Genomic DNA, 23,663 nt, shown 5'->3' with positions numbered 1-23,663 from the left:
CCGCATTTTCTGAAAGGAAACACAGGGCACATGACAGCGCACAACACGCAGCCCCACGCAGCTGGCGGCAGCCTGAGTACCGTATTGGTCGCAAACCGTGGGGAGATTGCCTGCCGCATTATCCGAACCCTTCGTGACAACGGAATTCGCTCCGTCGCGGTCTACTCGGATGCCGATGCCGACGCCCCTCACGTACGCATGGCGGATATGGCCATCCACATTGGCCCATCTCCGGCACGCGAGTCCTACCTAGTTATCGACAAGATCATCGATGCCGCTCGCCGCTGCGACGCGGACGGAATCCACCCCGGTTACGGCTTTCTCTCTGAAAACGCTGACTTCGCGACCGCCTGTGAGGAAGCAGGTATTGAATTCATCGGCCCACCGGCCAGCGCCATCAACACCATGGGTGACAAAATCTCCGCCCGCGCTGCCGTCGAAGCCCGCGATGTTCCCACCGTGCCGGGTCTATCTCGCCCAGGGCTTAGCGACGAGGACCTCATTGAGGCAGCCCCATCGATCGGCTTCCCAGTCCTGATTAAGCCATCGGCAGGCGGTGGCGGTAAGGGTATGCACCGCGTGGAAAACGCTGCTGACCTGCCGGCAGCGCTCGCAACGGCTCGTCGTGAAGCGGCGGGTGCCTTCGGCGATGACTCCCTGTTCATCGAGCACTTCGTCGACACCCCGCGGCATATCGAGGTACAGATCCTCGCAGACAAACACGGCAATGTGATCCACCTGGGCGAGCGTGAGTGCTCGCTGCAACGACGCCATCAGAAGGTCATCGAGGAAGCGCCGAGCCCCCTGCTGGATGAGGAAACGCGCAGCGCAATCGGTGAAGCGGCCTGTGACGCGGCCCGCTCGGTTGGTTATGTCGGTGCGGGCACGGTGGAGTTTATTGTGCCGGCGAAGGACCCGTCGTCGTTCTTCTTCATGGAGATGAATACGCGTCTGCAGGTTGAACACCCGGTAACTGAGCAGGTCACCGGCCTGGATCTGGTGGCACTGCAGGTTGACATTGCCTCGGGACGCCCACTGCCGGTTGCTCAGGAAGATGTAACTCTCACCGGTCACTCGATTGAAGCTCGCGTGTATGCCGAAGACCCAGCGGCGGGATTCCTGCCCACCGGTGGCACGGTCACACGTGTCGTCGAGCCGAGCGGGGCGGGAATCCGGGTGGATTCCGGCATTGTCGACGGTTCCGAGGTCTCATCCCTCTATGACCCGATGTTGATGAAGATCATCTCCCATGGGGAAAACCGTGAGCAGGCGCTCGAGCGGCTGGACCGGGCGCTCGGAGACACCGTTGTCGCAGGTGTCGGTGTCAATATCGACTTTTGTCGCTACCTGCTGAACGTCCCCGAGGTTCGCGTCGGCGATCTTGATACCGGTCTGCTCGACCGTGTGGCGGAAGGCTTCGCCACCTCCGAAACACCGGACGATGTCTACCTCGCCGCTGCGATGGACTGGCTGACTTCTCGCTTTGAAGAGGCCACCGACTCGCCGTGGCTGACCCCGGACGGCTGGCGCGCCAGTACCCCTGCCGCGCAGCGCATCCGCTTCGGAACGGGGGAGGACTCGCGTCTGATCTCGATTGTGGGCACGCCGTCGAGCGCCGACGTCATCGTTGGTGATGTGGTCGCGGGCCTGTCCGCCGAGGCGGAGAACGAAGAGATCGACGTTCCAGAACCGCGAAACTACAAGGTTTCGGTCTACCGCGACGGGGAGCGCTTGCGCATCGTCCGCGACGGTGTCGCACAGCACTTCCTGGTCGAGACCATCGACAATGCGGGGGCAGCGAACCATGAAGAATACGTCGTCACCGGTGCTCACGGCACCTGGGTGCTGCCTCGCACCGAGGTAGTCACCACCGGAGCCGAAGCCGATGCCGGAGGCTCGGGAGTCATCCAAGCTCCGATGCCCGGCGCGATTATCGCGTTGGCGGTGGAGGAGGGAACCCGCGTCGAAGTTGGTGATGCTCTGTTGGTCATGGAGGCCATGAAGATGGAGCACACTCTCACCGCTGAAATTGCGGGTGAGGTCAGCTTCACCGTCGCGCCGGGCGATCAGGTCACCGGTGACCAGCAACTGGCGGTCATCACTGTGGCCGAAGCCGAGGAATAAAAACCCACACGAAACGCACCAACCAGGTCTAACGCCAATCAAGTCCCACACCTACAAAATCTTTTAAGGAGCACTCATCATGTCCGAAAGCACCAAGATTGCAACCGCCATCCTCGACGACGAATACGTGGAACTGCAGAAAGTAGTTCGCGAATTTGCCAACGAAGTTGTCGACCCGGTTTCCGCCGAGCACGACCGCAACCACACTTTCCCGTACGAGGTTGTCTCGCAGATGGGCGAAATGGGCCTGTTCGGTCTGCCATTCCCCGAGGAAGTCGGTGGCATGGGCGGTGACTACCTGTCCTTCGGTATCGCCCTGGAGGAGCTGGCTAAAGTCGATCAGTCGGTCGCTATCACCCTGGAAGCCGGCGTTGGTTTGGGCGCCATGCCAATCTTCCACTTCGGCAATGACAAGCAGAAGGAGACCTACCTGCCCGAGCTGACTGCTGGTAAGAAGCTCGCTGGCTTTGGTCTCACCGAGCCGGATGCAGGTTCCGACGCCGGCGCCACCCGCACCACAGCCCGTGAAGACGGCGATGATTTCGTCATCAACGGCGCCAAGCAGTTCATCACCAACTCCGGCACGGATATTACTTCGCTGGTTACTGTCACCGCAGTCACCGGCCAGAAGGAAGATGGCAAGAAGGAGATTTCTACCATCATCGTGCCGAGTGGCACGGAGGGCTTTGTCGCGGAACCGGCTTACGACAAGGTCGGTTGGAATGCCTCCGACACCCACCCACTGACCTTCACCGATGTTCGCGTCCCGCAGGAGAACCTGCTGGGCACCCGTGGTCGCGGCTTCGCTAACTTCCTGTCCATCTTGGCCGAGGGGCGTGTCGCAATCGCAGCGCTTGCCACCGGTGCTGCGCAGGGTTGTGTTGATGAGTCGGTCCGCCACGCCAAGGAGCGCCACTCCATGGGCCGTGCGATTGGTGAGTACCAGGCCGTTTCCTTCAAGATCGCACGAATGGAAGCGCGTGCGCATGCCGCACGTATGGCGTGGTACGACGCAGCCGCAAAGATGGCCGCGGGCGCAGAGTTCCGTCGTGAAGCGTACATCGCCAAGATGATTGCCTCGGAGGCTGCGATGGACAACGCGCGCGACGCGACGCAGATTTTCGGCGGCTACGGGTTCATGAACGAGTACCGCGTGGCACGCCACTACCGCGACTCCAAGATCCTGGAGATCGGCGAGGGCACCACAGAAGTGCAGCTCATGCTGATCGCGCGCGGATTGGGGCTGTAAAAATGGCTGACAACAACGCAACCGAAGTCACCCACGACGTCGTCCAGCGCGGACTGTGGTTCGAAGAGTACGAGGTTGGCGCGCGTTACCTGCACCGTCCGGGGCGAACCGTCACTGAAACCGATGACGTCCTCTTCACGACGCTGACCATGAACACCCAGCCACTGCATCTGGATGCGCACTGGTCGAGCCAGCAGCCGGGATTCGGAGGCGAGCGCCTGGTCAATTCGATGTGGACGCTGTCGACGGTTGTCGGGCTGTCTGTCGGGCAGCTGACGCTCGGCACCATCGTCGCCAACCTCGGCTTCACCGAAGTGGCGTTTCCCGCACCGATGTTCCACGGCGACACCCTGTACGCAGAGACCGTCTGCCGTAACAAGCGCCTGTCCAAGTCCCGCCCCAACCAGGGCATCGTCGAGCTCGAGCACATCGGACGCAACCAGGACGGCACCGTCGTCTGCCGCGCAGTCCGTTCCACGCTCGTCCAATGCGCACCGACTTCGCTTGACGACGGCTCCGAGAACGCAGCTTCAGCGGGGAAGTGAGTGGCTCATGTCTACGCATAACTCCTGGCAGCCGCTGGGCCCTGCAATTCTGTTTGCGCCGGCCGATCGGCCAGAGCGATTCGGCAAAGCTGCTGACCGCGCCGACATGGTGATTCTGGATCTGGAGGACGGCTGTCGCGCAGAAAACCGTGAGGCTGCCCGCGAGGCTATCGTCTCCTGTGACCTCGATCCGGCCCGCACCATTGTGCGTGTCAATCCACCGGAGGTTGAGGACTACGCAGCGGATATTGACATGCTGCGTGGCACCGCTTTCCGCCAGGTGATGCTGCCCAAGGCCTCCTCGGCGCAGCAAGTGGATCAGTTGGTAGCGGCACTGGGGGAGAAGACCCAGGTCATTGCCCTTATCGAAACTCCGCTTGGGGTCATGCGCGCCGAAGAGCTGGCGCAGGCCGATGGCGTCGTTGCGCTGTTCTGGGGCGCAGAGGACCTGGTGGCGGGCTTGGCGGGAACGTCATCACGCTTTAGCGAAGCAGAGGCTGCACTCGCGCCGGGCCGTATCCATGCGGGCAGCTACCGCAGTGTGGCGGTGCATACCCGCAGCCACGTTCACCTGGCGGCAGCGGCGCACGGTAAGGCCAGTCTGGATTCCATCTACGTCAATATCTCCGACGCGGATGGGCTAGCTGCGGAGGCAGCCGATGCCGCTGCGTTGGGATTCGCTGCCACCGTCTGTATTCACCCAGGTCAGGTCCCGACAATCCGCCAGGCTTATCGCCCTAGCGACGAGGAGATTGACTGGGCGCGTCGGCTCTTGGCGGAAGCGGAAAAGAACACCGGTGCCTTCAGTTTTGACGGCCAGATGGTGGATGCGCCGCTCTTCCGTCAAGCAGAAGCCATTGCTCGGCGAGCCGCTGTAACCGGTTAGTCCCACAGCCGGTAACTACCACTGATTTATCCCCCCTAAAGAACACAATTCCCTCTCACACTCCGCACTATGCGGAGTCACTTAAACCAAGGAGATCTCCCCATGACCGCGACATTGAAGAACCACGCAGAACAGCGCACTGCTGATCCTTCGAAGCTGCCGGAGGGCTTCACCACTGTGCCGGCACCATACGGCAAGGATGTTGTCGATGCTGATGGCAACAAGATGAGCCACGTGTTCGGCGCCGGTGTCGAGCAAGGTGCCGCTCCACTTCGCGATGAGACTCTCGGTGAGAACCTGCGTGCGATTGTGGAGAAATTCCCGTCCCGCGACGCCGTCGTTGACGTCTACGCGGATGTCTCCTTTACCTTTGAGCGTTTCTACAACCGAGTTCTGCGTCTGGCCAGCGCTTTCATCCGTGAGGGCTACCGTCCAGGAGATCGTATCGGCATTTGGTCCACCAACCGCTGGGAGTGGACCGTGGTGCAGTACGCCTGCCACCACATCGGCCTGGTGCTGGTCAACATCAACCCGGCTTACCGCCAGCACGAGCTGAACTACGTGTTGGAAAAGGCAGGTGTGCGTATGGTGTTTGCCGCCCGCCGCTACAAGGACTCCGATTACCGAACCATGCTGATCGAGGCCTCCAAGCAGCGCGGTGTGCGCCTGGACAAGGTCATCTACTTCGGCTCCTCCGAGTGGTACGAGCACATGCACAGCGAAATCGATGACCTGAGCGAGTACACCTCCCAGCTGAAGCCGGATGATCCGATCAACATCCAGTTCACCTCGGGCACGACAGGCTTTCCCAAGGGCGCTACGCTGACGCACCGCAACCTGCTGAACAATGGTTACTTCATCGGTGAGCTGTTGGGCTACACCGAGGCCGACCGCATCTGTGTGCCGGTGCCGTTCTTCCACACCTTCGGCATGGTGATCGGCACCTTCGCCGCCTTCACCCACGGTGCCGCCATTGTCATTCCAGCGCCGTCGTTTAAGGCGCGCGAAACTCTCAAGGCTGTGCACTCGGCTAAGGCCACTAGCCTCTACGGCGTGCCGACGATGTTCATCAATGAGCTTGAAGAAGCCCACGACCAGGAGGAATACGGCTCCCCTTACGACCTGTCGCTGCTGCGCACAGGTGTGATGGCAGGTACCTCGTGCCCGTCGAAGACCATGCGTGATGTGATGGACAAGCTCAATATGCGTGAGATTGCCATCTGTTACGGCATGACCGAGACTTCGCCGGTGTCCTTCCAGACCCGCGCGGATTCCCCGCTGGAAAAGCGCGTCAACACCGTCGGGCAGATCATGCCGCACCTGGAAGCCCGCATCATCTGTGAAGAAACCGGCGAGACCCTACCACGAGGTGAACAGGGCGAGGTCGTCGTCCGTGGATACTCCGTGATGAAGGAGTACTGGGAGCACCCGGAAAAGACTGCCGAGGCCATCGACGCCGACGGCTGGATGCACACCGGCGACTTGGGTGTGCTTGACGACGAGGGCTACCTGTCCATCACCGGACGTATCAAGGACATGCTCATCCGCGGTGGTGAGAACATCTACCCGCGCGAGATTGAAGAGTTCCTGTTCACTCACCCGGCTGTTGTCGATGCACAGGTCATCGGCGTGCCGGATGACAAGTATGGCGAAGAAATCATGGCATGGGTAATTCTGCACGACGATGTGGAAGACCTCACCGCTGAGGACGTGGCGGCCTTTGCCCACGGCAAGCTGTCGCGTCACAAGATTCCGCGCTACGTCCACGTCGTCGAGGAGTTTCCGATGACCGCGTCGGGCAAGGTTCGCAAGGTTGAGATGCGTGAGATGGCTCCGCGAATCCTGGGCTGGGTGTAGAACAATGTCAAAAACAACTGATCAGACCGGTCGCGAGCTTGTCGCAGGCCTCGTCACTGATGGAATGACCCTGGCAGTCGGCGGTTTCGGCCTTTGCGGTGTGCCATATACCCTCATCGAGGGCGTGCGCGACTCCGGGGCAAAAGACCTCACCATCGTGTCCAACAACATGGGCATTGACGGTACTGGGCTCGGCATTCTGCTGGAGAACAAGCAGGTGGCAAAGGTAGTGGCCTCCTACGTCGGCGAGAACAAGGAGTTTGCTCGCCAGTACCTCGAAGGAGAAATCGAGGTGGAGTTCACCCCTCAGGGAACGCTGGCTGAGCGGCTTCGCGCAGGAGGCGCAGGTATTCCGGCGTTCTACACCGCAACCGGCGTCGGCACGCTCGTTGCAGAGGGCAAGCCCCACGCCGACTTCGACGGGCAGACCTACGTGCAGGAGCGTGGCATCGTTGCCGACATTGGCCTGGTGCACGCCTACCACGGCGATATCGACGGCAACCTTGTCTATCGCCGGACCGCGCAGAACTTCAACCCACTGTGTGCAGCATCCGGCAGGGTGACCGTTGCGGAGGTGGAGCACTTGCTTGGCCGCGGTGAGATCGACCCGGATCTGGTGATGACTCCGGGTGTGCATATCCAGCACATCGTCCGCGGTGACGGCCGCGAGAAGCTCATTGAAAAGCGCACAACTCGGCCACGCAATACCGATTCCAGCCACGATGCCGGTGACGCGGCAGCAGGGGAGGAGATTTAAATGGCACCTGCGAAGACAATTATGGACAAGGGCTGGAGCCGTGATGAGATGGCACAGCAGGCCGCCGAAGAGCTGCGCGATGGCGACTATGTGAATCTGGGTATCGGCATTCCGACACTGGTGGCAAACCATATTCCCGAAGGTGTGCGTGTTCTGCTGCAGAGTGAAAACGGAATTTTGGGAATGGGCGCCTTCCCATATGAAGGTGAAGAGGACGCCGACCTTATCAATGCGGGTAAGCAGACCGTGACATTGGTGCCGGGCGCGGCAATCTTCGACTCCGCCACCAGCTTCGGCATGATTCGCGGCGGTGCTGTGAAAATGGCCGTGTTGGGTGCAATGGAGGTTAGCCAGTGCGGTGACCTGGCCAACTGGATGATTCCGGGAAAGATGGTAAAGGGCATGGGCGGCGCGATGGACTTAGTCGCTGGTACCCCTCGAGTGGTGGTTTTGACCGATCACGTTTCCAAAGATGGCAAACCAAAATTGGTAAAAACCTGCGAACTGCCCCTCACAGGTGCAAAAGTAGTGAAAAGGATTATTAGCAACCTGGGAAGCTTCGATGTCGCTGATGATCACCTGGTGCTACGCAGGCTGGCACCTGGGGTGACGCTAGCCGATATCGAGGCCAACACCGAAGCCGCATACGTGGTTGACCTCGAGAATTAAATACGCAGCAATCATGGTCAGTCCACACTCATCAGATTTGACTTAGGAGAATCCATCCATGAGTAACCTTCCAGCTCCCAGCCCGAATGATGTCGTTATCCTCGCCGGTGCCCGCACCCCGCAGGGCAAGCTGCTCGGCCAGCTGGCACCGCTTACTTCCGTCGAACTCGGCGCACATGCTGTCAAGCACGCTGTCCAGCGTTCCGGCGTTGCCCCGGAAGAGGTTCAGCACGTCGTTCTGGGCCAGGTGATTCTCGCAGGTGCTGGCCAGAACCCGGCCCGACAGGTCGCCATTAAGGCAGGTCTGCCATGGAATACGACCGCTGAGATCGTTAACAAAGTCTGCCTCTCGGGCCTAAACGCGGTCATTCACGCCGCTCGCCTGATTCGTCTCGGTGACGCAGACGTCGTTGTTGCAGGTGGTCAGGAGTCCATGACGCACGCTCCGCACGTTGCACGCGGTGTTCGTCAGGGGAAGTCCTTCGGTGCGCTGAAGCTGGAGGACACCTTGGAGCGCGACGGTCTGGTCGACTCCTTCGATGGTGTGTCCATGGGTACGCTTACCGACGGTCCGAACAGCGACCTCGGCATTAGCCGCGAGCAGCAGGACGAGGTTGCGGCCGCTTCTCACCAGCGTGCGGCTAAGGCGCAGGAAGACGGTATTTTCGCGCAGGAAATCGCTCCAATCGAGATTCCGCAGCGCAAGGGTGACCCGGTAGTTGTCGACACCGACCAGGGCATTCGCCCGGAGACCACGGTGGAGACCCTGGCTAAGCTGCGCCCGGTCTTCCTGAAGGAAAACGGCACCATCACTGCCGGTAACTCCTCGCCGATTTCCGACGGTGCCGCAGCAGTTGTGCTGGCATCGCGTGCTTACGCAGAAAAGCACGGACTGGACTACCTCGCAGTTGTGGGCAAGGCTGGCCAGACCGCAGGTCCGGATAACTCCCTGCACGCTCAGCCTGCGGACTCTTTGAAGGAGGCCCTGCGTCGCGCTGAGTGGGACGCGCAGGAGCTCGACTTCATCGAGATCAACGAGGCATTTGGTGCGGTGGCCGTCAAGTCCCTGCGTGAGCTGGACTACCCGCTGGAGAAGACCAACATCCACGGTGGCGCGATTGCCCTCGGCCATCCGATTGGCTGCTCTGGTGCCCGCCTGACTCTGACCGCTGCGATGGAGCTGAACCGTCGCGGTTCGGGTCGCGCTGGTGTGTCCCTGTGCGGTGGCGGCGGTCAGGGCGATGCGCTGCTGCTGTACCGCGACTAATCGCGAAAGGCTGAAAAACTCAGCAAGCCCGCGTTGTGGTTTCCACTCTATGGATGCCACAACGCGGGTTTTGTTGTCTCCTGGGGGAGCCCCTGCGCGAAGGTGATTCGAGTTTTCAATTAGGTTAGGAGCTATGACAGGCTTTAGCTCCCTCGATGGTGAACAGACCTTCCCTTGGCTTCCCTCTGGCCCGGCGCTACTCTTCGCCCCGGCTGACCGTCCGGAACGTTTCCAGAAAGCTGCTGAACGATCGGACATGGTCATCATTGACCTGGAAGACGGCGCTGCCGTTGACAATCACGAGCAGGCACGTGCGAACATCATCAACAATCCGCTCGACCCGGAGACGACTATTCTTCGGATCACCGGTCCCGGGACTCCGACCTTCGCGGAGGATGTCGCCTTTGCCCGTGCATGTGATTACGACATCGTCATGGTGCCCAAGATTCGAGACTCCATCCCCGCAGAGCTCGAGGGGTTGAAGATCATCGCGATGATTGAAACCCCGCAGGCCATGATTAATATCCAGCAGATTGCCACGCACCCGGACGTTGTGGGTCTGTTCTGGGGTGCCGAAGACCTGACCGCCGAACTCGGCGGGGTGTCCTCGCGGCAGAGTGTGGATGAAAACCCACGTCGCCACTACCGAGACCCGCAGCGTCTGGCGCGAGCACTTGTTCAGGTCCATGCAGCTGCAGCGGGCATTGCCGCCATTGATGCCATTCACGCTGATTTCCGGGATGAGCGTGGCCAGTATCTCGAGGCACTCGACGCAGTGGGGTGCGGATTCCTGGCTACTGCCTGTATTCACCCGGCGATGGTGCCACCGGTGCGTAAGGCATACAAGCCGTCGGACGCAACGCTGGCCCGCGCCCGGGAGATTGTCAAGCACGCTGGAACGCATACCGGCGCCTTCCAGCTCGATGGTGAAATGATTGACGCGCCCGTCGTAAAGCAAGCCGTGGCAGCGCTCGCGCGAGCGGGAATTACGGAGTAACTAGCGGCGAGATTTCGCCAGGTTCTCGGTGACCTTCCGATCGATGCGGCCGAAGTTGTAGTACGCCGCACAAGCGCCTTCGGGGGAGACCATGCAGGTGCCGATGGGGGTCGCCGGGGTGCAGGCAGTGCCGAAGACCGCGCACTGCCAGGGCTTGATGTGGCCGGTGAGCACAGAACCGCATTCGCAGGTCACGGGATCTGGGATACGGCGCCCCGGCACCTGGAAACGACGCTCGGCGTCGAATGCCGCGTATTCCTCAGAGATGCCGAGGCCGGAGTTTTCAATCCAGCCGAGGCCACGCCACTCGAAGGTGTCGCGGAGAGAAAAGACGCGGTCCATAAGTTTCTGCGCGGTGGTGTTGCCGGAGGAGCGAACGACGCGCGCGTACTGGTTGTCCACCCGCGACTTACCGGCAGCAACGTCGCCGCTGACGAATTGATCCAGCAGCATGACGACGGCCTGGAGCACATCCAATGGCTCAAAACCGGTGACCGCCACTGGCAGATTAAACTCGCGCGGCAGGAACTCAAAGGCGTCCGTGCCGGTGGTTGTAGCCACGTGACCTGGGCCGATGAAACCATCGACCTTGGTTTCGCCGCCGTTGACGATGGCGCGCAGTGGCGGCTCGATGAGTACGTGGTTGGAAAATACGGAGAAGTTTTCCACCCCCTGCCGGCGCGCGGCCTCAACGGTCACGGCAGTCGACGGGGCGGTTGTCTCAAACCCGACGGCGAAGAAAACGACCTGCTTATCGGGGTTATCGGTGGCAATCTTCAGCGCGTCGAGAGGCGAGTAGACAAAGCGCACATTGGCGCCGCGCGCACGTGCCTGCATCAGCGACGTTTCGGACCCCGGAACACGCATCATGTCGCCGAAGGTCGTGAAAATGACGTCTTCCTGCTGTGCCAGCCAGATGGCATCGTCGACGCGCCCCATGGGGATGACACAGACGGGGCAGCCGGGTCCGTGAATCAGCTCGATGCTCTCCGGTAGGAGGTTTTCCAAGCCGTAGCGGTAAATGGTGTGCGTGTGCCCGCCACAGACTTCCATCAGTGCGATGGGCTTTTCCAGCTTGGTGGCCTCGCGTTCGATGCGTGCGAGCAGCTTCTTCGCAGCGGCGGGATCGCGGAATTCGTCAACGTATTTCATGGTGCCGTCCAGCCCCCTTAGTTGATCTGTGACGATGAGAAGGATTCCAGCTCATCCTCGTAAGCGTCGCCACCTAGCTGTTTGATTTGCTGGAGCGAGAGCCTGGCCTCTTCCTCGTCGATCTTGCTCATGGCGAAACCGACATGTACGAGAACCCAATCACCGGCGGTGAGGCTCTCGTCAATAAGTAAATCGGTGGAAATCATGCGTGCGACGCCACCAATTTCCACTGTTGCACGGGCAGCATCGTGGACTTCCGTGATGACGGCGGGGACACCAAGACACATACGCTTCTCCTCGTTTGCAATACTTATCGAGACTACCATCAGGAGCAGCGAGCCTCGTTTTCGAAGGACGAGTGACGCAAGCAGTTTTGTCCGCCAGCAGCTGTGAAGTTAGGGATAGTGAGCATGCAGCCGAAGAATCGTCTGAACACCAACGAAGCCAAGGTAAACACCAATATTGGTCGCGTTCGGGCACGTCCGTTCAGGCTTCTCGACGACTACGTCACCCTGCAACACGGCTCCGGCGGAAAGGCATCCGCAGCTCTGGTTGAACAGGTCTTTTTCGATGCCTATGGCAATGAAATTTTAGGGCAGGGTGGCGACTCCGGGCTCTTCGCTGCCGATGCCGTCGTCAAGGCTGCGACAGCTTCTGCACATGGCGGGGCGCGTTTGGCAATGTCCACTGACTCCTACGTGGTCAATCCCATCGAGTTCCCGGGCGGCAACATCGGCGATTTGGCCGTCAACGGCACGATCAACGATCTGGCGGTAGCCGGAGCCAGGCCGCTGGCGCTGACCGCATCGTTCATCCTGGAAGAGGGGCTGGAGATCGCGACTCTCCGTCGCATCGTGGCGAGTATGCGCACCGCTGCCGATGCCGCAGGGGTGAGCATCGTCGCCGGCGACACCAAGGTTGTGCCGAAGGGCGCAGGTGACCAGGTCTACATCACCACGGCCGGGGTGGGCGCGGTCCGCGGCGACTACGCAGGTGCCGCTACGGAAGGATCTGTCTACGCAAACATCGAGGCCGGAGACCGCATCCTCGTCTCCGGGCCAATCGCCGATCACGGCATGGCCGTCATGCTCGCCCGCGGCGACTTGGCTCTGGCCGCGCCTATCGAGACCGATACCCGCGCAGTCAACGGTCTGGTCGAAGCGCTACTTGAAGCTGCACCCGGCACTCGCTGGATGCGCGATGCCACCCGCGGCGGCCTCGGCACGGTCGCCAACGAGCTCGCCCGTGGCACCGGTTTTGGTGTCGTGCTTGACGACGAATCCATTGCGGTTCGTGAAATGACCCGTGGCGCCTGTGACATGCTCGGCATCGATCCGCTCTACGTCGCCAATGAAGGCACCTTCGTCGCCGTTGTCCCGGCTGAGCAATCCGAGGCAGCGCTCAGTGCGCTCCACGCAGCCGGGGCTTCCGAGGCTCGTGATATCGGCTCCATCGAGGACGAGCCCGCCGCTTCCGTGGTGCTGGTCACCGGATTCGGTGGCACCCGCATGGTGGACATGTTGGTCGGCGACCCGCTGCCGCGCATCTGCTAGACATCCATGCCGGTTGCCGCCAGCAGGCGACCGGCCACCGCCTGGCCAAGACTCAAGCCGCCATCGCCCGGCGGCACGATTTGATGCTGCAACAGAGTAAAGCCCTCAGCTGTAACTTCGCGCTGCAGCAACTCCATCAACAGCGCATTGTTCGCGCAACCCCCGCTGACACCGACAACATCGGTTCCAGCTTCCTCCGCCGCCTGCACCAATCGCTTGCCGACGACGCCCGCAACCCCACTGTGAAACAAGAATGCGGCCTGCTCAGCGTCAGGCGATGCTGCCGCCTCTCGAATGACGTCCTGGAGGGGCACCGGCTTCGTCTCTGAACTGATCGCTCCGAGCGCTTCCGCATGTGACCTCACGTAGCGAGTCGCCACTGCCTCCAACTCCATGGCCGCTTGCGCCTCGTAGCTGATGGCCGCGCCACCGCGCCAGCGAGGCAGCAGCAGAGCTGCGGCGGCATCGAATATGCGGCCTAGAGACGAAGTTTGCACGGTGCCAATTCCCGTCGCCAGCTGGCTTTTGACCAGGGCTACTTCGTGTTCGTTGGAGAGGTTGCGTAGGAGACGGTCGTCGTCAAGCTCCCACTCGTGCGCGAGACCGAGGGCTAGCCGCCACGGATGCGTGACGGCACGATCGCCGCCTACCAATGGGAAAGAGGGGCAGTGCCAGGTGCGTTCCCAGCCTGCGGAATCTCGACTGAGCGTGAGGATCTCGCCGCCCCAGATGGAACCATCAGTGCCATAGCCGGTGCCGTCGAGGGTAGCGACGACTGCGTGACCGGCACTGGGGGAAAGGAGGCGGTGTTCGGCGAGTAGGGAGAGCGCGTGGGCGAAGTGGTGTTGAACCGAGAGCAGCTCGATGTCGTGCTCGGCAGCGAAGCATTCGGCGAAGGCGGTAGTGGCGGAGCCCGGGTGAAGGTCGCAGACGACAAAATCCGGGGTCGCGTCACGCATGGAAAGGAGCTGATCAACTGCTCTCTGGTAGGCCTTCTGACTGGCCCACGAACCCATGTCACCAATGTGTGCGGAGACGTGAACGAGGTCCCCATGCGCGATCGCGAAAGTGTTCTTCAGCTCCCCGCCAGTCGCGAAAATGGTGGGTTGCGACGTACTACGGGCGCTGGTGCCGGTGCTAGTGCCCGTGTGGCTACGAGAATCGGTGGCCGTGATTGAAACGGGGATGGGAGCGAAGCCACGGGACCGGCGCGATGGGGCGGTGCCGATGAAAACCGAATCTTCAACGGGGACGTGGATTTCGCGGTCGTGGAGGATGAAAGCGTCGGCGATGTGACCGAGCTTCTTCAGCGCGTCGGCATTGTCGGTGCACACGGGCTCGCCACTGAGGTTGCCGCTGGTGACCACGAGCGGGCGATCGCAAAGCAACAGGTGAATGCCTGAGTATGGAAGCATAATGCCGAAGCTGTCGAGGCCAGGGGCGATGAGATCGGAAAGCGGCCCCGACCGCTGCTTCGGTGCAATCACAATCGGTGCCTCAGAGGAGTCGAGGAAACGCTTCTCCTGCTCAGTTAACTCAACCAGTTGGGCAGCGGTGTCAACAGTGGGAGCCATTACCGCCAGCGGTTTGTCGGGTCGACGCTTGCGCATCCGTAGTTTCTCGCAGGCAGCGTCGTTGGCGGCATCGCAGACCAGGTGAAAACCACCAATACCTTTGACGGCGAGCAGGGCGCCGTCGTCAAGCAGCGCGTGTGCGCGACGAAAGAGTGCGAGAACCTCCTCGCGGGAGGTAGCGGTGATGGTGCCGCCTGCATCGTGCCAGCTCAGATGCGGTCCGCAGTCGAAACAGCTGATTGGCTGGGCGTGATAGCGGCGATCGGTCGGGTCGGTGTATTCGCGCTCACACGGGGTGCACATCGGAAAGGCCGCCATAGTGGTGCGCGGGCGGTCGTAGGGCAGTTCAGTGATGATGGACAGACGCGGCCCGCAGTTGGTGCAAGAAATGAAAGGGTAGAGGTAGCGCGGGTTGGTAGGGTCGAAAAACTCACGGCGGCAGTCCGGGCACAGTGCGGTGTCGGGCGGAAGCAGCGCGCGGCCGGGGTAGCTGTGGCGAGAGGACACGATGGTGAACTCGCGCTCATGGCCCAGCGCAGCGATGTGCTCGGCGGAGTGATTGATGATGCGGGCAAGCGCCGGCAGTTCGGTGAAAAGCTGGCTGCGGAAGGCAGCGAGGGCGTCCGACGCGCCTTCTACCTCGATGAATACGCCTTGCTCATCATTGCCGCAGAAGCCGACGAGACCCGCGCGCCGGGCGATGGTGGCCACAAAAGGGCGGAATCCGACCCCCTGGACGATTCCTTCGATACGCCAGCGAATGCGTTGAATGCCCGTGCCCATCCCCGCCCCGGTCGTGCCTGCCTTTTCCATGCGTTCAACTTTACGTAAGCGACTCGGGTCCGTTCGCACTGCTACTTTGGAGATTGTGCACGAAGTAGCGTTGAGCATGCAGTTGGCGAAGGTTGTCACGAGAGCAGCCGAAGGTCGAACTGTACGCACTGTGCACCTGCGGATAGGCGCTCTGCGTCAGGTTGTTCCAGAAACCCTTTCATACGCGTGGGATTTCGTCAGTCGCGATACCGGTTTGGGGCACGCGGAGTTGGAGATCGACTGGGTGCCTGCCGTTGTCGAATGCGCGCACGGCCATCGCGAACAGGTCGGGCCACTCGACGGTCTGCTGTGCCCCACGTGCGGAGAGCCCGGACGCGTAATCTCGGGGGAAGAGTTCACAATCGTCGACATCGACGTCGACGCGCACAAGTAGGAAAGACGGTTTAATCATGGGACGTTTCCACCGGCACGATGGCGATGATGCACACCACCACCATCATCATGACCACGACCATGACCACCACCACGGCCATGACCACGTTCATCTCGCCGACCCCAATGACACCAGCCACGGCGACCACTCGGGTTATGAAACTGGTGTGGAACGCGTGACCATCCTCGAGGACATCTTCAGCGAGAACGACCACCGCGCGGAGCATAATCGCGAGCTGCTTGCCGAACATGGTGTTGAGGCCATCAATCTGATGAGCTCCCCGGGTTCAGGCAAGACCGCGCTGTTGGAGAAGACACTGGTGGCTGCGCAGGGCAAGCTGCGCGTCGGCATTATCGAGGGCGATATTGAGACGGCCCTCGATGCCGATCGCCTGGAGGGCTACGGGGCACAGATTTCGCTGCTGAACACGGGCAACGGATTCGGTGGCGAATGCCACTTGGACGCCCCCATGGTTTCCCGCGCACTCGAGGGGCTGGATCTGGACACGCTTGACCTGGTCATGATTGAAAATGTGGGAAACCTCGTCTGTCCGGCTGAGTTTGAGGTCGGTGAGACTCGCAAGGCAATGGTCTACTCCATTACTGAAGGTGAGGATAAGCCGGTCAAGTATCCGGTGATGTTCCGCTCTGTGCAGGTAGTGGTTATCAACAAGATGGATCTTGCCCCGTACCTTGACTTCGACAGGGAGCTCTTCCGCGCCAACCTGGAAAAGGTCAATCCAGGGGTGAAGGTGATTGAGGTCTCCGCTAAGACCGGGGAGGGCATCGACGAATGGCTCCGTTGGGTCAACCCTGCGCTGGTTGATTAAGCGCGCGCCGGGGGCATGAAGCAATGGGGGGCATTACGGCATGCTTGACGACGGTCCCGCTCCCCCCCTCGTTTCGCTCCACCTTAGTGGGGGATAGGTGATATCCCGCTGTAATCTGCGGCGGTTTTTCACGTTCATTCCCTGTACCTGGAGCTATATTTACGCAACAGTTATCTTGCATATTATTTTGTTATAACCGCAGCGCAGCGCCATTATTCAGGTTGTTCTTAGGTCGCTATACTTGGCCATGTATAGGCAATGGGCCTGGGTAGTTGTAAAACCTCGAAACCAATATTCCTAATAACTAAGCAGAAGGCGCAGCGAAAAAAAATGATTAGTGGCGCGAATTGGCAGGAAGGCACCCTCGGCGACAACCTCGCTAGAGCTGGTGTCTCACGGCGCAGTTTCATGAAGTTTTGTGGCACCATGGCGGCAATTTTTGCCGCGGGAACTCCGAATGTCGGTGAGGCCGCGGCGCAGTCGCTGACTCCCTCGGCGGAGGAAATCGCAGACAAGCTCTCAGCTGTAAAGAAGCCGAAGGTGGCTTGGTTGCAATTGCAGGAGTGCACCGGATGTATGGAATCCGTATTGCGTTCCGGAGGCACTACTGCTGAAGACGTGGTGCTGAACTTAGTTTCGATGGACTATAACGAGCTGCTCATGGCGCCGTCCGGGCATGCGGCCGAAAAGGCTTTGGATGACATGAATGCCGAGGACCACATTCTGGTGGTCAATGGCTCGATCCCGACCGGCGAGCACGGTGCGTATTGCACCATCGGCGGTAAGTCGGCAGAACAGGTGCTGCTCGAGGCTGCTGAGAAGGCCACGGCAATCCTGGCCGTTGGTGCCTGTGCTGTCTGGGGTTCTGTTCAGGCCGCTAAGCCGAATCCGACCGGCGCTAAGGGCGTCGATGAGATTATCAAGGACAAGCCGGTGATTAACGTCTCTGGTTGCCCGCCGATTGGTGAGGTTATTACGGCCACTCTGACGTACGTGCTCACTTATGGCAAGACTCCGGAGGTTGACGCTGAGGGGCGGCCAAAGTTTGCCTACGACCAGCGTATTCACGACTCCTGTCCGCGCCGCGCACATTATGATGCCGGTCAGTTCGTGAAAACCTTCGATGACGAGGGTGCACGCAACGGCTGGTGCCTTTACGAGGTCGGCTGTAAGGGGCCATCCACGTTTAGCCCATGTCCAATCGTGCAGTGGAACCTCAAGTCTGGCTGGCCAATCGGTGCTGGTCACCCATGTATTGGCTGTACTGAGAAGGACTTCTTCGACCAGTTCACTCCGTTCTATGACAAGCTGCCGGGTATCCCGGGTATTGGAGTGGAGTCCAGTGTGAACAAGGTCGGCGTTGGACTGCTGGCTGCTACTGCTGCGGGTACCGCGGTCCATGGCGGACTCACATTGGTGAAGGAACTGAAGATAAGGCGCTCCAACGGCGAAGAAAAGGTGTTGGCTGCGTTTGGTGGTGTGGAAGGCCGGAAGCCTCCGACGGTCGACCTTCCTTCAAACTCACCGGGCACGCAGAGTGAGACAGCATCCGATTCGAAGGACAACTAAGGGCATAGGACATGGCTACGGAAAAAGTTGTAATTGACCCGATTACCCGAATCGAGGGACACCTTCGCATTGAGCTGGAACGCGAGGGAGAGCAGATTAAAACCGCGTGGAGTGAGACCACTCAGTTCCGCGGCATCGAAACCATTGTGAAAAACCGCGATCCTCGCGATGTCTGGGCGTTCGTTGGTCGTATCTGTGGTGTGTGCACGGGTACCCACTCGGTGGCATCTATTGCTGCGGTCGAAGATGCCATTGGCTCGACACCGCCCCCGCAGGCACGTCGTATTCGCGACCTGGTGATTGGCTCGCAGGAGATTCACGACCACGTCGTGCACTTCTACCATCTTCACGGGTTGGACTGGATTGATGTCACGAAGGCTCTCGAGGCAGATCCGAAGAAGACCGTTGAGTTCGCGCAGTCGATCGGCTCGACGTGGAAGGGCAATAACGAAGAAACCTTCGCCCGAGTCAAGGACACTGTGCAGGGCATTGTGGACTCCGGCCAGCTGTCCATCTTCACCGGCGGCTACTGGGGGCATGAGGACTACCGCTTGCCGCCCGAGGCCAACCTGATGGCAGTGTCGCACTACCTCGACGCCTTGGCTTTCCAGCGCTCTATCATCCGCATTAACACCGTATTTGGCGGTAAGAATCCCCACCCGAACTTCCTGGTCGGAGGTATGGCGTGCTCCATAGACCCGGAACGCTCGGAGACGGTCAACCAAGTCGGCATTGACCAGATCAAGTCCTGGATCGATGAGATCGTGGAGTTCGTCAATGACTGCTTCTACCCAGATGCAGTCGCCATCATGAGCGTTTACAAGGATTACTTCGACATCGGTCGCTCCTCCGACAGCTTCCTGGCGGTCGGCATGGCTGGCGCCACTTACTCCGGCGACCCGGCTAAGTCCCGTGTCCAGACCGTGCATCCAAATATCAAGCCCGGTGTCATTCTCGACGGTGATTACACCAAGCTCCACCCATTCCAGCCGGAGAAGATTGAGGAATTCATTAACTCCGCCTGGTACAAGCAGGAAGCGGGCGACGATGTCGGCCTCAAGCCGTACGACGGTGAAACCACAGTGAACTACACCGGACCGAAACCGCCGTACGAGTGGCTGTCCGACAATGAAAAGTACACCTGGTCGAAGGCGCCGCGTTACGACGGTCGCGCTGTTCAAGTTGGCCCGGTTGCACGTGTGCTGTTGGCGTACCTGCAGAAGGAGTCGGAGACGGTGCGCCTGGTCGACGAGGTTATGGACAAGCTCGACCTGCGCATTGAGCAGATGAACTCCACTGCGGGACGCACCTACGCTCGTGCCGTGGAATCTGTGACTACCGCCAATTACTTGGCAGATCACATTTTCCCAGAGTTCGTTGCGGCCTTGAAGAATGGCGATATTGATGTCTTCGACAACAGCCGTTGGGAGCCGTCCTCGTGGCCGGAAAAGTGCCAGGGCGTGGGCTTTCTCGAGGTCGCTCGTGGCATGCTCAGCCACTGGGTCAAAATCGAAAATGGCAAGGTGACCAACTACCAAGCCGTGGTTCCTACCACGTGGCTGGCCGGTGGCCGTGACCCCAAGGGGCAGCTTGGCCCGTACGAGCACGCGCTGGCTGGCGATGGCACACATCCGCTGGTCGATCCTGAGCAGCCGCTTGAGCCACTTCGCACGATTCATTCCTTCGACCCATGTATGGCCTGCGCAGTCCATGTTTTGGATCCGTCTGGTCAGGAGGTGTTTAAGGTGACGACGGCATGACATCCGATGGCATAACCCCCTCAGTGAGTGAAAATCCGGAACTGCGACTAAAGGATTCCAAGGGCAACCCCCTGGTTATTGCGGTTATTGACGCCCACACCAGCCACTGGTTGTCGCCATCTGAGGTCATTCAGGCCGCAGCAATTGTCCCGGACGAGTCCCGCGATCCTGTCGACCTTGCGCTGAAGGTCAGCTTGCGTCGTCGTCGCGACGATCTTTTCCACCTCGACGGCACGCCACTGATGAAACTAACTCCGGATTCCTACGACCCGGCCACTCCGGATCGCCGTTACTCCATCGCCAAGGTGCACGGTCTCAACATTGCGGATCAAACGGTCGATGTCGCCATCATGCGCGGTGAATTGAATGCGGTCGTTGAGGCTTCCACAATGTCCCGTGAGGAAGGCGTTCTACTTCGGCGTAACGCGAACATGCACCATGGCCGCGGTCATCGCAGCATGGGTGTCGCACTTGCTCCCATTGACAAAGACGGAAATATCATCGGAGAGTTCATCTTCGAAGGATTCGTGGCAATGGGGCTGCGGAAACTTGACGAGGCCATTGCGGAGAACAAGAAGGGCTCCGGTTCGTGGGTTGAGGTTCACCTGTGGGGATGGGCGCTGCGCGTTCAACATTGGTTGAACCTGGCGCTGATGCTGGTGATGACCTTTACCGGCTGGTACATCATGCAGCCCTATTTGACCGAGCGTACTTATGACGGTTCGGCGGCGGGATTCGCGATGGGATATGTCCGTTTCGCGCACTTCTTAGCAGGATTCCTATGGATTGCGGTGGGGCTGTGGCGTGTCATTCTGTTGTTTGTTACCCACGACCGACAAACCCGATGGCGTGCGCTATGGCCGATTTATAACAAGCAGGATGTTAAAGACCTCTGGCACACGATGCAGTACTACCTCTTCCTGCGCAAGGAAGGGCCGTTCTACTTCGCTCACAATCCGCTGCAGCAGCTGGCGTACACCGGCATTTATGCGATGTGTTTCATCCAGATGCTCACAGGTTTGTCGCTATACGCGATGATGGATCAGTCCAACTGGTTCTTCCAGCTGTTGGCTATGCCCACGCACTGGATTGGCATCGGTTACTTCCGCCTGATTCACACAATCATCATGTACTTGATTTGGCTCTTCGCCGTCATTCACGTTTACCTGGTCATCCGCTCCGATGCGGTGCACAATCACGGTGGTCTGTCCTCGATGATTGGTGGCTCTGTCTGGCTACCGCGCGGCACGCAACCGGTTGACTCTCCACGCATTGGATAGGAGATCATTGGGTAACGATAAGGCGTCCGACGCAGTCACCGGCGCCGATACTGGAACCCCGTTGGTGACGGTTCTTGGCATCGGCAACCCCGTCATGGGCGACGACGGCATTGGTCTCGAACTGCTGAGGCGCCTCGCCCCGGAACTGGAATCTGCAGGCATGAGGCAGGCAACTCAGGCCGGAGATTCTGCGCATTTGGTCTGGTCGCCCTCTAATCTCGATGATCCTGCGAACATCGCCGGGCGAGGGGACGAATGGACGGGTGCGGTTGCCTACATCGATGGCGGCACCTGCGGTATGGAGTTGCTGCCCCTCGTGCAGGAGGCCAAGAACTTATTGCTGCTCGACGCTCTCGCTGGTCCGGGGGATCCCGGTACCGTCGTCAAGCTTGTCGGTGACCAGATTCCTCGACTATTGGCGGCAAAGCTGTCCGCGCACCAGGTCGGCTTGTTGGATTTGCTCACCGCGGCGCGCCTGTTGGGGCAGGAGCCTGCGCGCGTCGGTGTGGTGGGAGTGGTCTACGAGTCGGCTGACATGGTGGTGGGGCTCAGCGACACGGCACTTGTCGGCATTGAGGAAGCGACTGAGGTTGCGCGTGAGCTCATCGACAGCTGGCTTGCCGACGAGCACGACAGCGGCGTCTAACTCTCGCCCTCAGCGTTGACCTCAATACTGGAGATTTCAAACTCGCGGCCGTGCCGTAGATCCGCAGTTGGGGTGCCGCAGACGGGGCAGGTTAGAGCATAGAATTCATCGATCTCATGCTCGGCCTCGCAGGTGGGGCAGTAGACCGTCGACACAATGAGCTCGGCGTCTAACTCGGCGCCCTCACACTGTGTCGCGGCACTGGCCACGGGCCACGCGGCGATGAGGGAATCGTAGACGACTCCGGAGCGGTCGCCCACACGCATTGACACCTTTGTCACGGTGCGTCCCGGGCAGACCTCGGCAATCTTTTCCACCACGCTGGTCAACAATCCAAGCTCATGCACAGATACCATTATGGCGAAGCACTCAGCGCAAAGGAGGCGCAGGCGGACCATGTCATCCAAATCCGTTCCGGTTACCCAGCACATCCAGCTCGATGAGCTTGTTGACCCATTCGAGGCACGACTGGATGTCTATCGCGATGACAACGGCGCCATCACACAGGTGTCCTTCGACCTTTCAGGGCTACCGCGTATCGACGGGATGCTCGTGGGCAAGCAGGCGCTGGCTGTACCAGATATCACCAAGCGGCTGTGTGGCCTGTGCCCGGTTGTGCATCATCTTGCAGGCGTGCGGGCGGTAGAGGACCTTTACGGGGTCTTCGACATTCCTCGAACCGCACAGTTGATTCGAGAGCTGCTGGCGGCCGGGTCGACCTTGGATAATCTAGCGACCAAATTTGTGGCCGTCGACCGCGAGGGGGCGCGGGCAATGAAGCGTGCCGGAAAAGCTCTGATGCGTGCAGCGGGGGCACCGTCGCATTTCCCAGATGTCGCCGTCCCCGGCGGTGTGCGCGCGGCAGTGGATAAGACGCTTGTTTCTGAGGCCGAAAGTGCTCTGGAGGTGCTGGCTGAGACGGCGGTAATCAAGGAAGTGGAGCTTCTTGCTGCCCCCGATGCTTCTGATGCTTGGACGGATACTTTTGACGGTCTCGACGTCGCAGTCGTCGACGCTGACGGTGAACTTGCTCCGCTGGGAAATCACCTGGCAGTCGCGCGGCACGACACCGATACCGCAGCGCAGATTTTCCCGGCTGCTGATTGGCCTACACGTGTTCGGGAATCCCGTCCGGGCGATGCCGCTCCCAGACCGGTGTTTGATGCCTCGAAGGAGTTGGGCAAGCATGGCTGTGAAGGTCAGCAGGCCGATTTCTACCGGGTGGGGCCGGTCTCCAGGCAGGTTGTCGTCGATAAGCGTGGAATCAGCCCACGCGACGCCCAACGCCAGCTTCTCGCCGACACCGTGGCCTGGGCGAAGCGGGTGCTTGCCGACGGGGAGCTGCTCGGCGACCATGTGTGCAATCCGAATGCTGCGACGGCGATTGAGAATGCTGACTTTGAAGAACCTCGCAGCGGTGTCGGGATGATTGACGGGCCACGTGGGCTGTTAGTGCATCGTTATACGGCAGGAGCTGACGGCATCATTACGGATTGTCAGATTATGACACCGACTGCGCAGAATGAACCCTGGCTGACGCGTATGCTTACCGAGCAGCTGTGCGGTGGCGGGGAGACTGCGGGGGTCGAGAAGTCGATTTGGGCCGCTGATCCGTGCCTACCGTGTAGTTCGGCACCTGCGGGAGTGATGACATTCACGATGCAGGAACATGCCGGTGCACCTGCGGACAATATAACAACGGATAGCCCTGGTTCGGCGGACGCCCGACTGTAGTGGAGAGG

At 60.2% G+C, this 23,663-nt stretch carries 21 protein-coding genes; 17 read left to right on the top strand and 4 right to left on the bottom strand.

The features are described 5' to 3' along the window. Positions 1-30 precede the first annotated feature (30 nt). From HMPREF3130_RS09185 to HMPREF3130_RS09145, 9 genes are all read left to right on the top strand, one after another. Positions 31-2,124: an acetyl-CoA carboxylase biotin carboxylase subunit gene (locus tag HMPREF3130_RS09185; RefSeq protein ID WP_070429812.1), complete on the top strand. Its 2,094-nt coding sequence runs from the start codon at positions 31-33 to the stop codon at positions 2,122-2,124. A 79-nt stretch (positions 2,125-2,203) separates the two neighbouring features. Then, on the top strand, positions 2,204-3,373 hold the full coding sequence (locus tag HMPREF3130_RS09180) for an acyl-CoA dehydrogenase family protein (RefSeq protein WP_070429811.1): 1,170 nt from the start codon (positions 2,204-2,206) through the stop codon (positions 3,371-3,373). 2 nt (positions 3,374-3,375) lie between these two features. Continuing rightward, a complete protein-coding gene (locus HMPREF3130_RS09175; protein ID WP_069359443.1) occupies positions 3,376-3,918 on the top strand; it encodes a MaoC family dehydratase in 543 nt (180 codons plus the stop codon). A 7-nt stretch (positions 3,919-3,925) separates the two neighbouring features. Beyond that, on the top strand, positions 3,926-4,804 hold the full coding sequence (locus HMPREF3130_RS09170) for an HpcH/HpaI aldolase/citrate lyase family protein (protein ID WP_070429810.1): 879 nt from the start codon (positions 3,926-3,928) through the stop codon (positions 4,802-4,804). Between the two features lie 102 nt (positions 4,805-4,906). Beyond that, a complete protein-coding gene (locus HMPREF3130_RS09165) occupies positions 4,907-6,661 on the top strand; it encodes an AMP-binding protein (protein ID WP_016422174.1) in 1,755 nt (584 codons plus the stop codon). A gap of 4 nt (positions 6,662-6,665) precedes the next feature. Next, positions 6,666-7,418 carry a CoA transferase subunit A gene (locus HMPREF3130_RS09160; protein ID WP_048731622.1) on the top strand — a complete coding sequence of 251 codons (753 nt, stop codon included), beginning with the start codon at positions 6,666-6,668 and terminating at the stop codon, positions 7,416-7,418. Continuing rightward, a complete protein-coding gene (locus HMPREF3130_RS09155) occupies positions 7,419-8,087 on the top strand; it encodes a CoA transferase subunit B (protein WP_070429809.1) in 669 nt (222 codons plus the stop codon). It begins immediately after the preceding gene. Between the two features lie 58 nt (positions 8,088-8,145). After that, entirely contained in the window at positions 8,146-9,354 is a 1,209-nt protein-coding gene (locus HMPREF3130_RS09150; RefSeq protein WP_038627863.1) for an acetyl-CoA C-acetyltransferase, read from the top strand. Between the two features lie 133 nt (positions 9,355-9,487). Further along, positions 9,488-10,351, top strand: a complete 864-nt coding sequence (locus HMPREF3130_RS09145; protein WP_016422177.1) for an HpcH/HpaI aldolase/citrate lyase family protein — start codon at positions 9,488-9,490, stop codon at positions 10,349-10,351. On the opposite strand, the gene hypD is transcribed toward HMPREF3130_RS09145, so the two are convergent. Then, positions 10,352-11,503: a hydrogenase formation protein HypD gene (hypD, locus tag HMPREF3130_RS09140; protein ID WP_070429808.1), complete on the bottom strand. Its 1,152-nt coding sequence runs from the start codon at positions 11,501-11,503 to the stop codon at positions 10,352-10,354. 17 nt (positions 11,504-11,520) lie between these two features. Next, complete coding sequence (locus HMPREF3130_RS09135) at positions 11,521-11,790, bottom strand: HypC/HybG/HupF family hydrogenase formation chaperone (protein WP_016422179.1); 270 nt, start codon at positions 11,788-11,790, stop codon at positions 11,521-11,523. A gap of 123 nt (positions 11,791-11,913) precedes the next feature. On the opposite strand from HMPREF3130_RS09135, the gene hypE reads away from it, so the two are divergent. Further along, the gene (gene hypE / locus HMPREF3130_RS09130) at positions 11,914-13,056 is read left to right on the top strand and encodes a hydrogenase expression/formation protein HypE (RefSeq protein ID WP_070429807.1); all 1,143 of its coding nucleotides are present in this window, start codon (positions 11,914-11,916) and stop codon (positions 13,054-13,056) included. Here hypE and hypF read toward each other — a convergent pair. Beyond that, positions 13,053-15,443, bottom strand: a complete 2,391-nt coding sequence (gene hypF / locus HMPREF3130_RS09125) for a carbamoyltransferase HypF (RefSeq protein ID WP_083276373.1) — start codon at positions 15,441-15,443, stop codon at positions 13,053-13,055. The genes hypE and hypF overlap by 4 nt on opposite strands. Positions 15,444-15,519: 76 nt before the next feature. Between hypF and HMPREF3130_RS09120 the strand changes: the two genes are divergently transcribed. The 6 genes from HMPREF3130_RS09120 to HMPREF3130_RS09095 all read left to right on the top strand — a co-directional run bounded on the left by HMPREF3130_RS09120 (position 15,520) and on the right by HMPREF3130_RS09095 (position 21,921). Further along, the gene (locus HMPREF3130_RS09120) at positions 15,520-15,837 is read left to right on the top strand and encodes a hydrogenase maturation nickel metallochaperone HypA (RefSeq protein WP_239272405.1); all 318 of its coding nucleotides are present in this window, start codon (positions 15,520-15,522) and stop codon (positions 15,835-15,837) included. A gap of 16 nt (positions 15,838-15,853) precedes the next feature. Beyond that, the gene (gene hypB / locus HMPREF3130_RS09115; RefSeq protein WP_070429805.1) at positions 15,854-16,666 is read left to right on the top strand and encodes a hydrogenase nickel incorporation protein HypB; all 813 of its coding nucleotides are present in this window, start codon (positions 15,854-15,856) and stop codon (positions 16,664-16,666) included. A 330-nt stretch (positions 16,667-16,996) separates the two neighbouring features. Continuing rightward, entirely contained in the window at positions 16,997-18,235 is a 1,239-nt protein-coding gene (locus tag HMPREF3130_RS09110; protein ID WP_070429804.1) for a hydrogenase small subunit, read from the top strand. Between the two features lie 11 nt (positions 18,236-18,246). Further along, entirely contained in the window at positions 18,247-19,995 is a 1,749-nt protein-coding gene (locus tag HMPREF3130_RS09105) for a nickel-dependent hydrogenase large subunit (protein ID WP_070429803.1), read from the top strand. A gap of 23 nt (positions 19,996-20,018) precedes the next feature. Then, a complete protein-coding gene (cybH, locus tag HMPREF3130_RS09100; RefSeq protein ID WP_246815142.1) occupies positions 20,019-21,275 on the top strand; it encodes a Ni/Fe-hydrogenase, b-type cytochrome subunit in 1,257 nt (418 codons plus the stop codon). Between the two features lie 61 nt (positions 21,276-21,336). Continuing rightward, entirely contained in the window at positions 21,337-21,921 is a 585-nt protein-coding gene (locus HMPREF3130_RS09095; protein ID WP_049193329.1) for a hydrogenase maturation protease, read from the top strand. Here the strand turns inward: HMPREF3130_RS09095 and HMPREF3130_RS09090 are convergent. Continuing rightward, entirely contained in the window at positions 21,918-22,277 is a 360-nt protein-coding gene (locus tag HMPREF3130_RS09090; protein WP_187271236.1) for a hydrogenase maturation nickel metallochaperone HypA/HybF, read from the bottom strand. The genes HMPREF3130_RS09095 and HMPREF3130_RS09090 overlap by 4 nt on opposite strands. A gap of 40 nt (positions 22,278-22,317) precedes the next feature. Between HMPREF3130_RS09090 and HMPREF3130_RS09085 the strand changes: the two genes are divergently transcribed. Beyond that, positions 22,318-23,655 (top strand): nickel-dependent hydrogenase large subunit, encoded by a 1,338-nt coding sequence (locus tag HMPREF3130_RS09085; protein WP_070429802.1) that lies wholly within the window; start codon positions 22,318-22,320, stop codon positions 23,653-23,655. Positions 23,656-23,663: the final 8 nt, after the last annotated feature.

Origin of the sequence: Corynebacterium sp. HMSC14B06, from assembly GCF_001807075.1 — a bacterium.
GTDB classification, from domain to species: Bacteria; Actinomycetota; Actinomycetes; order Mycobacteriales; family Mycobacteriaceae; genus Corynebacterium; species Corynebacterium jeikeium_D.
This window is presented reverse-complemented; position numbering and strand designations above follow the sequence as displayed.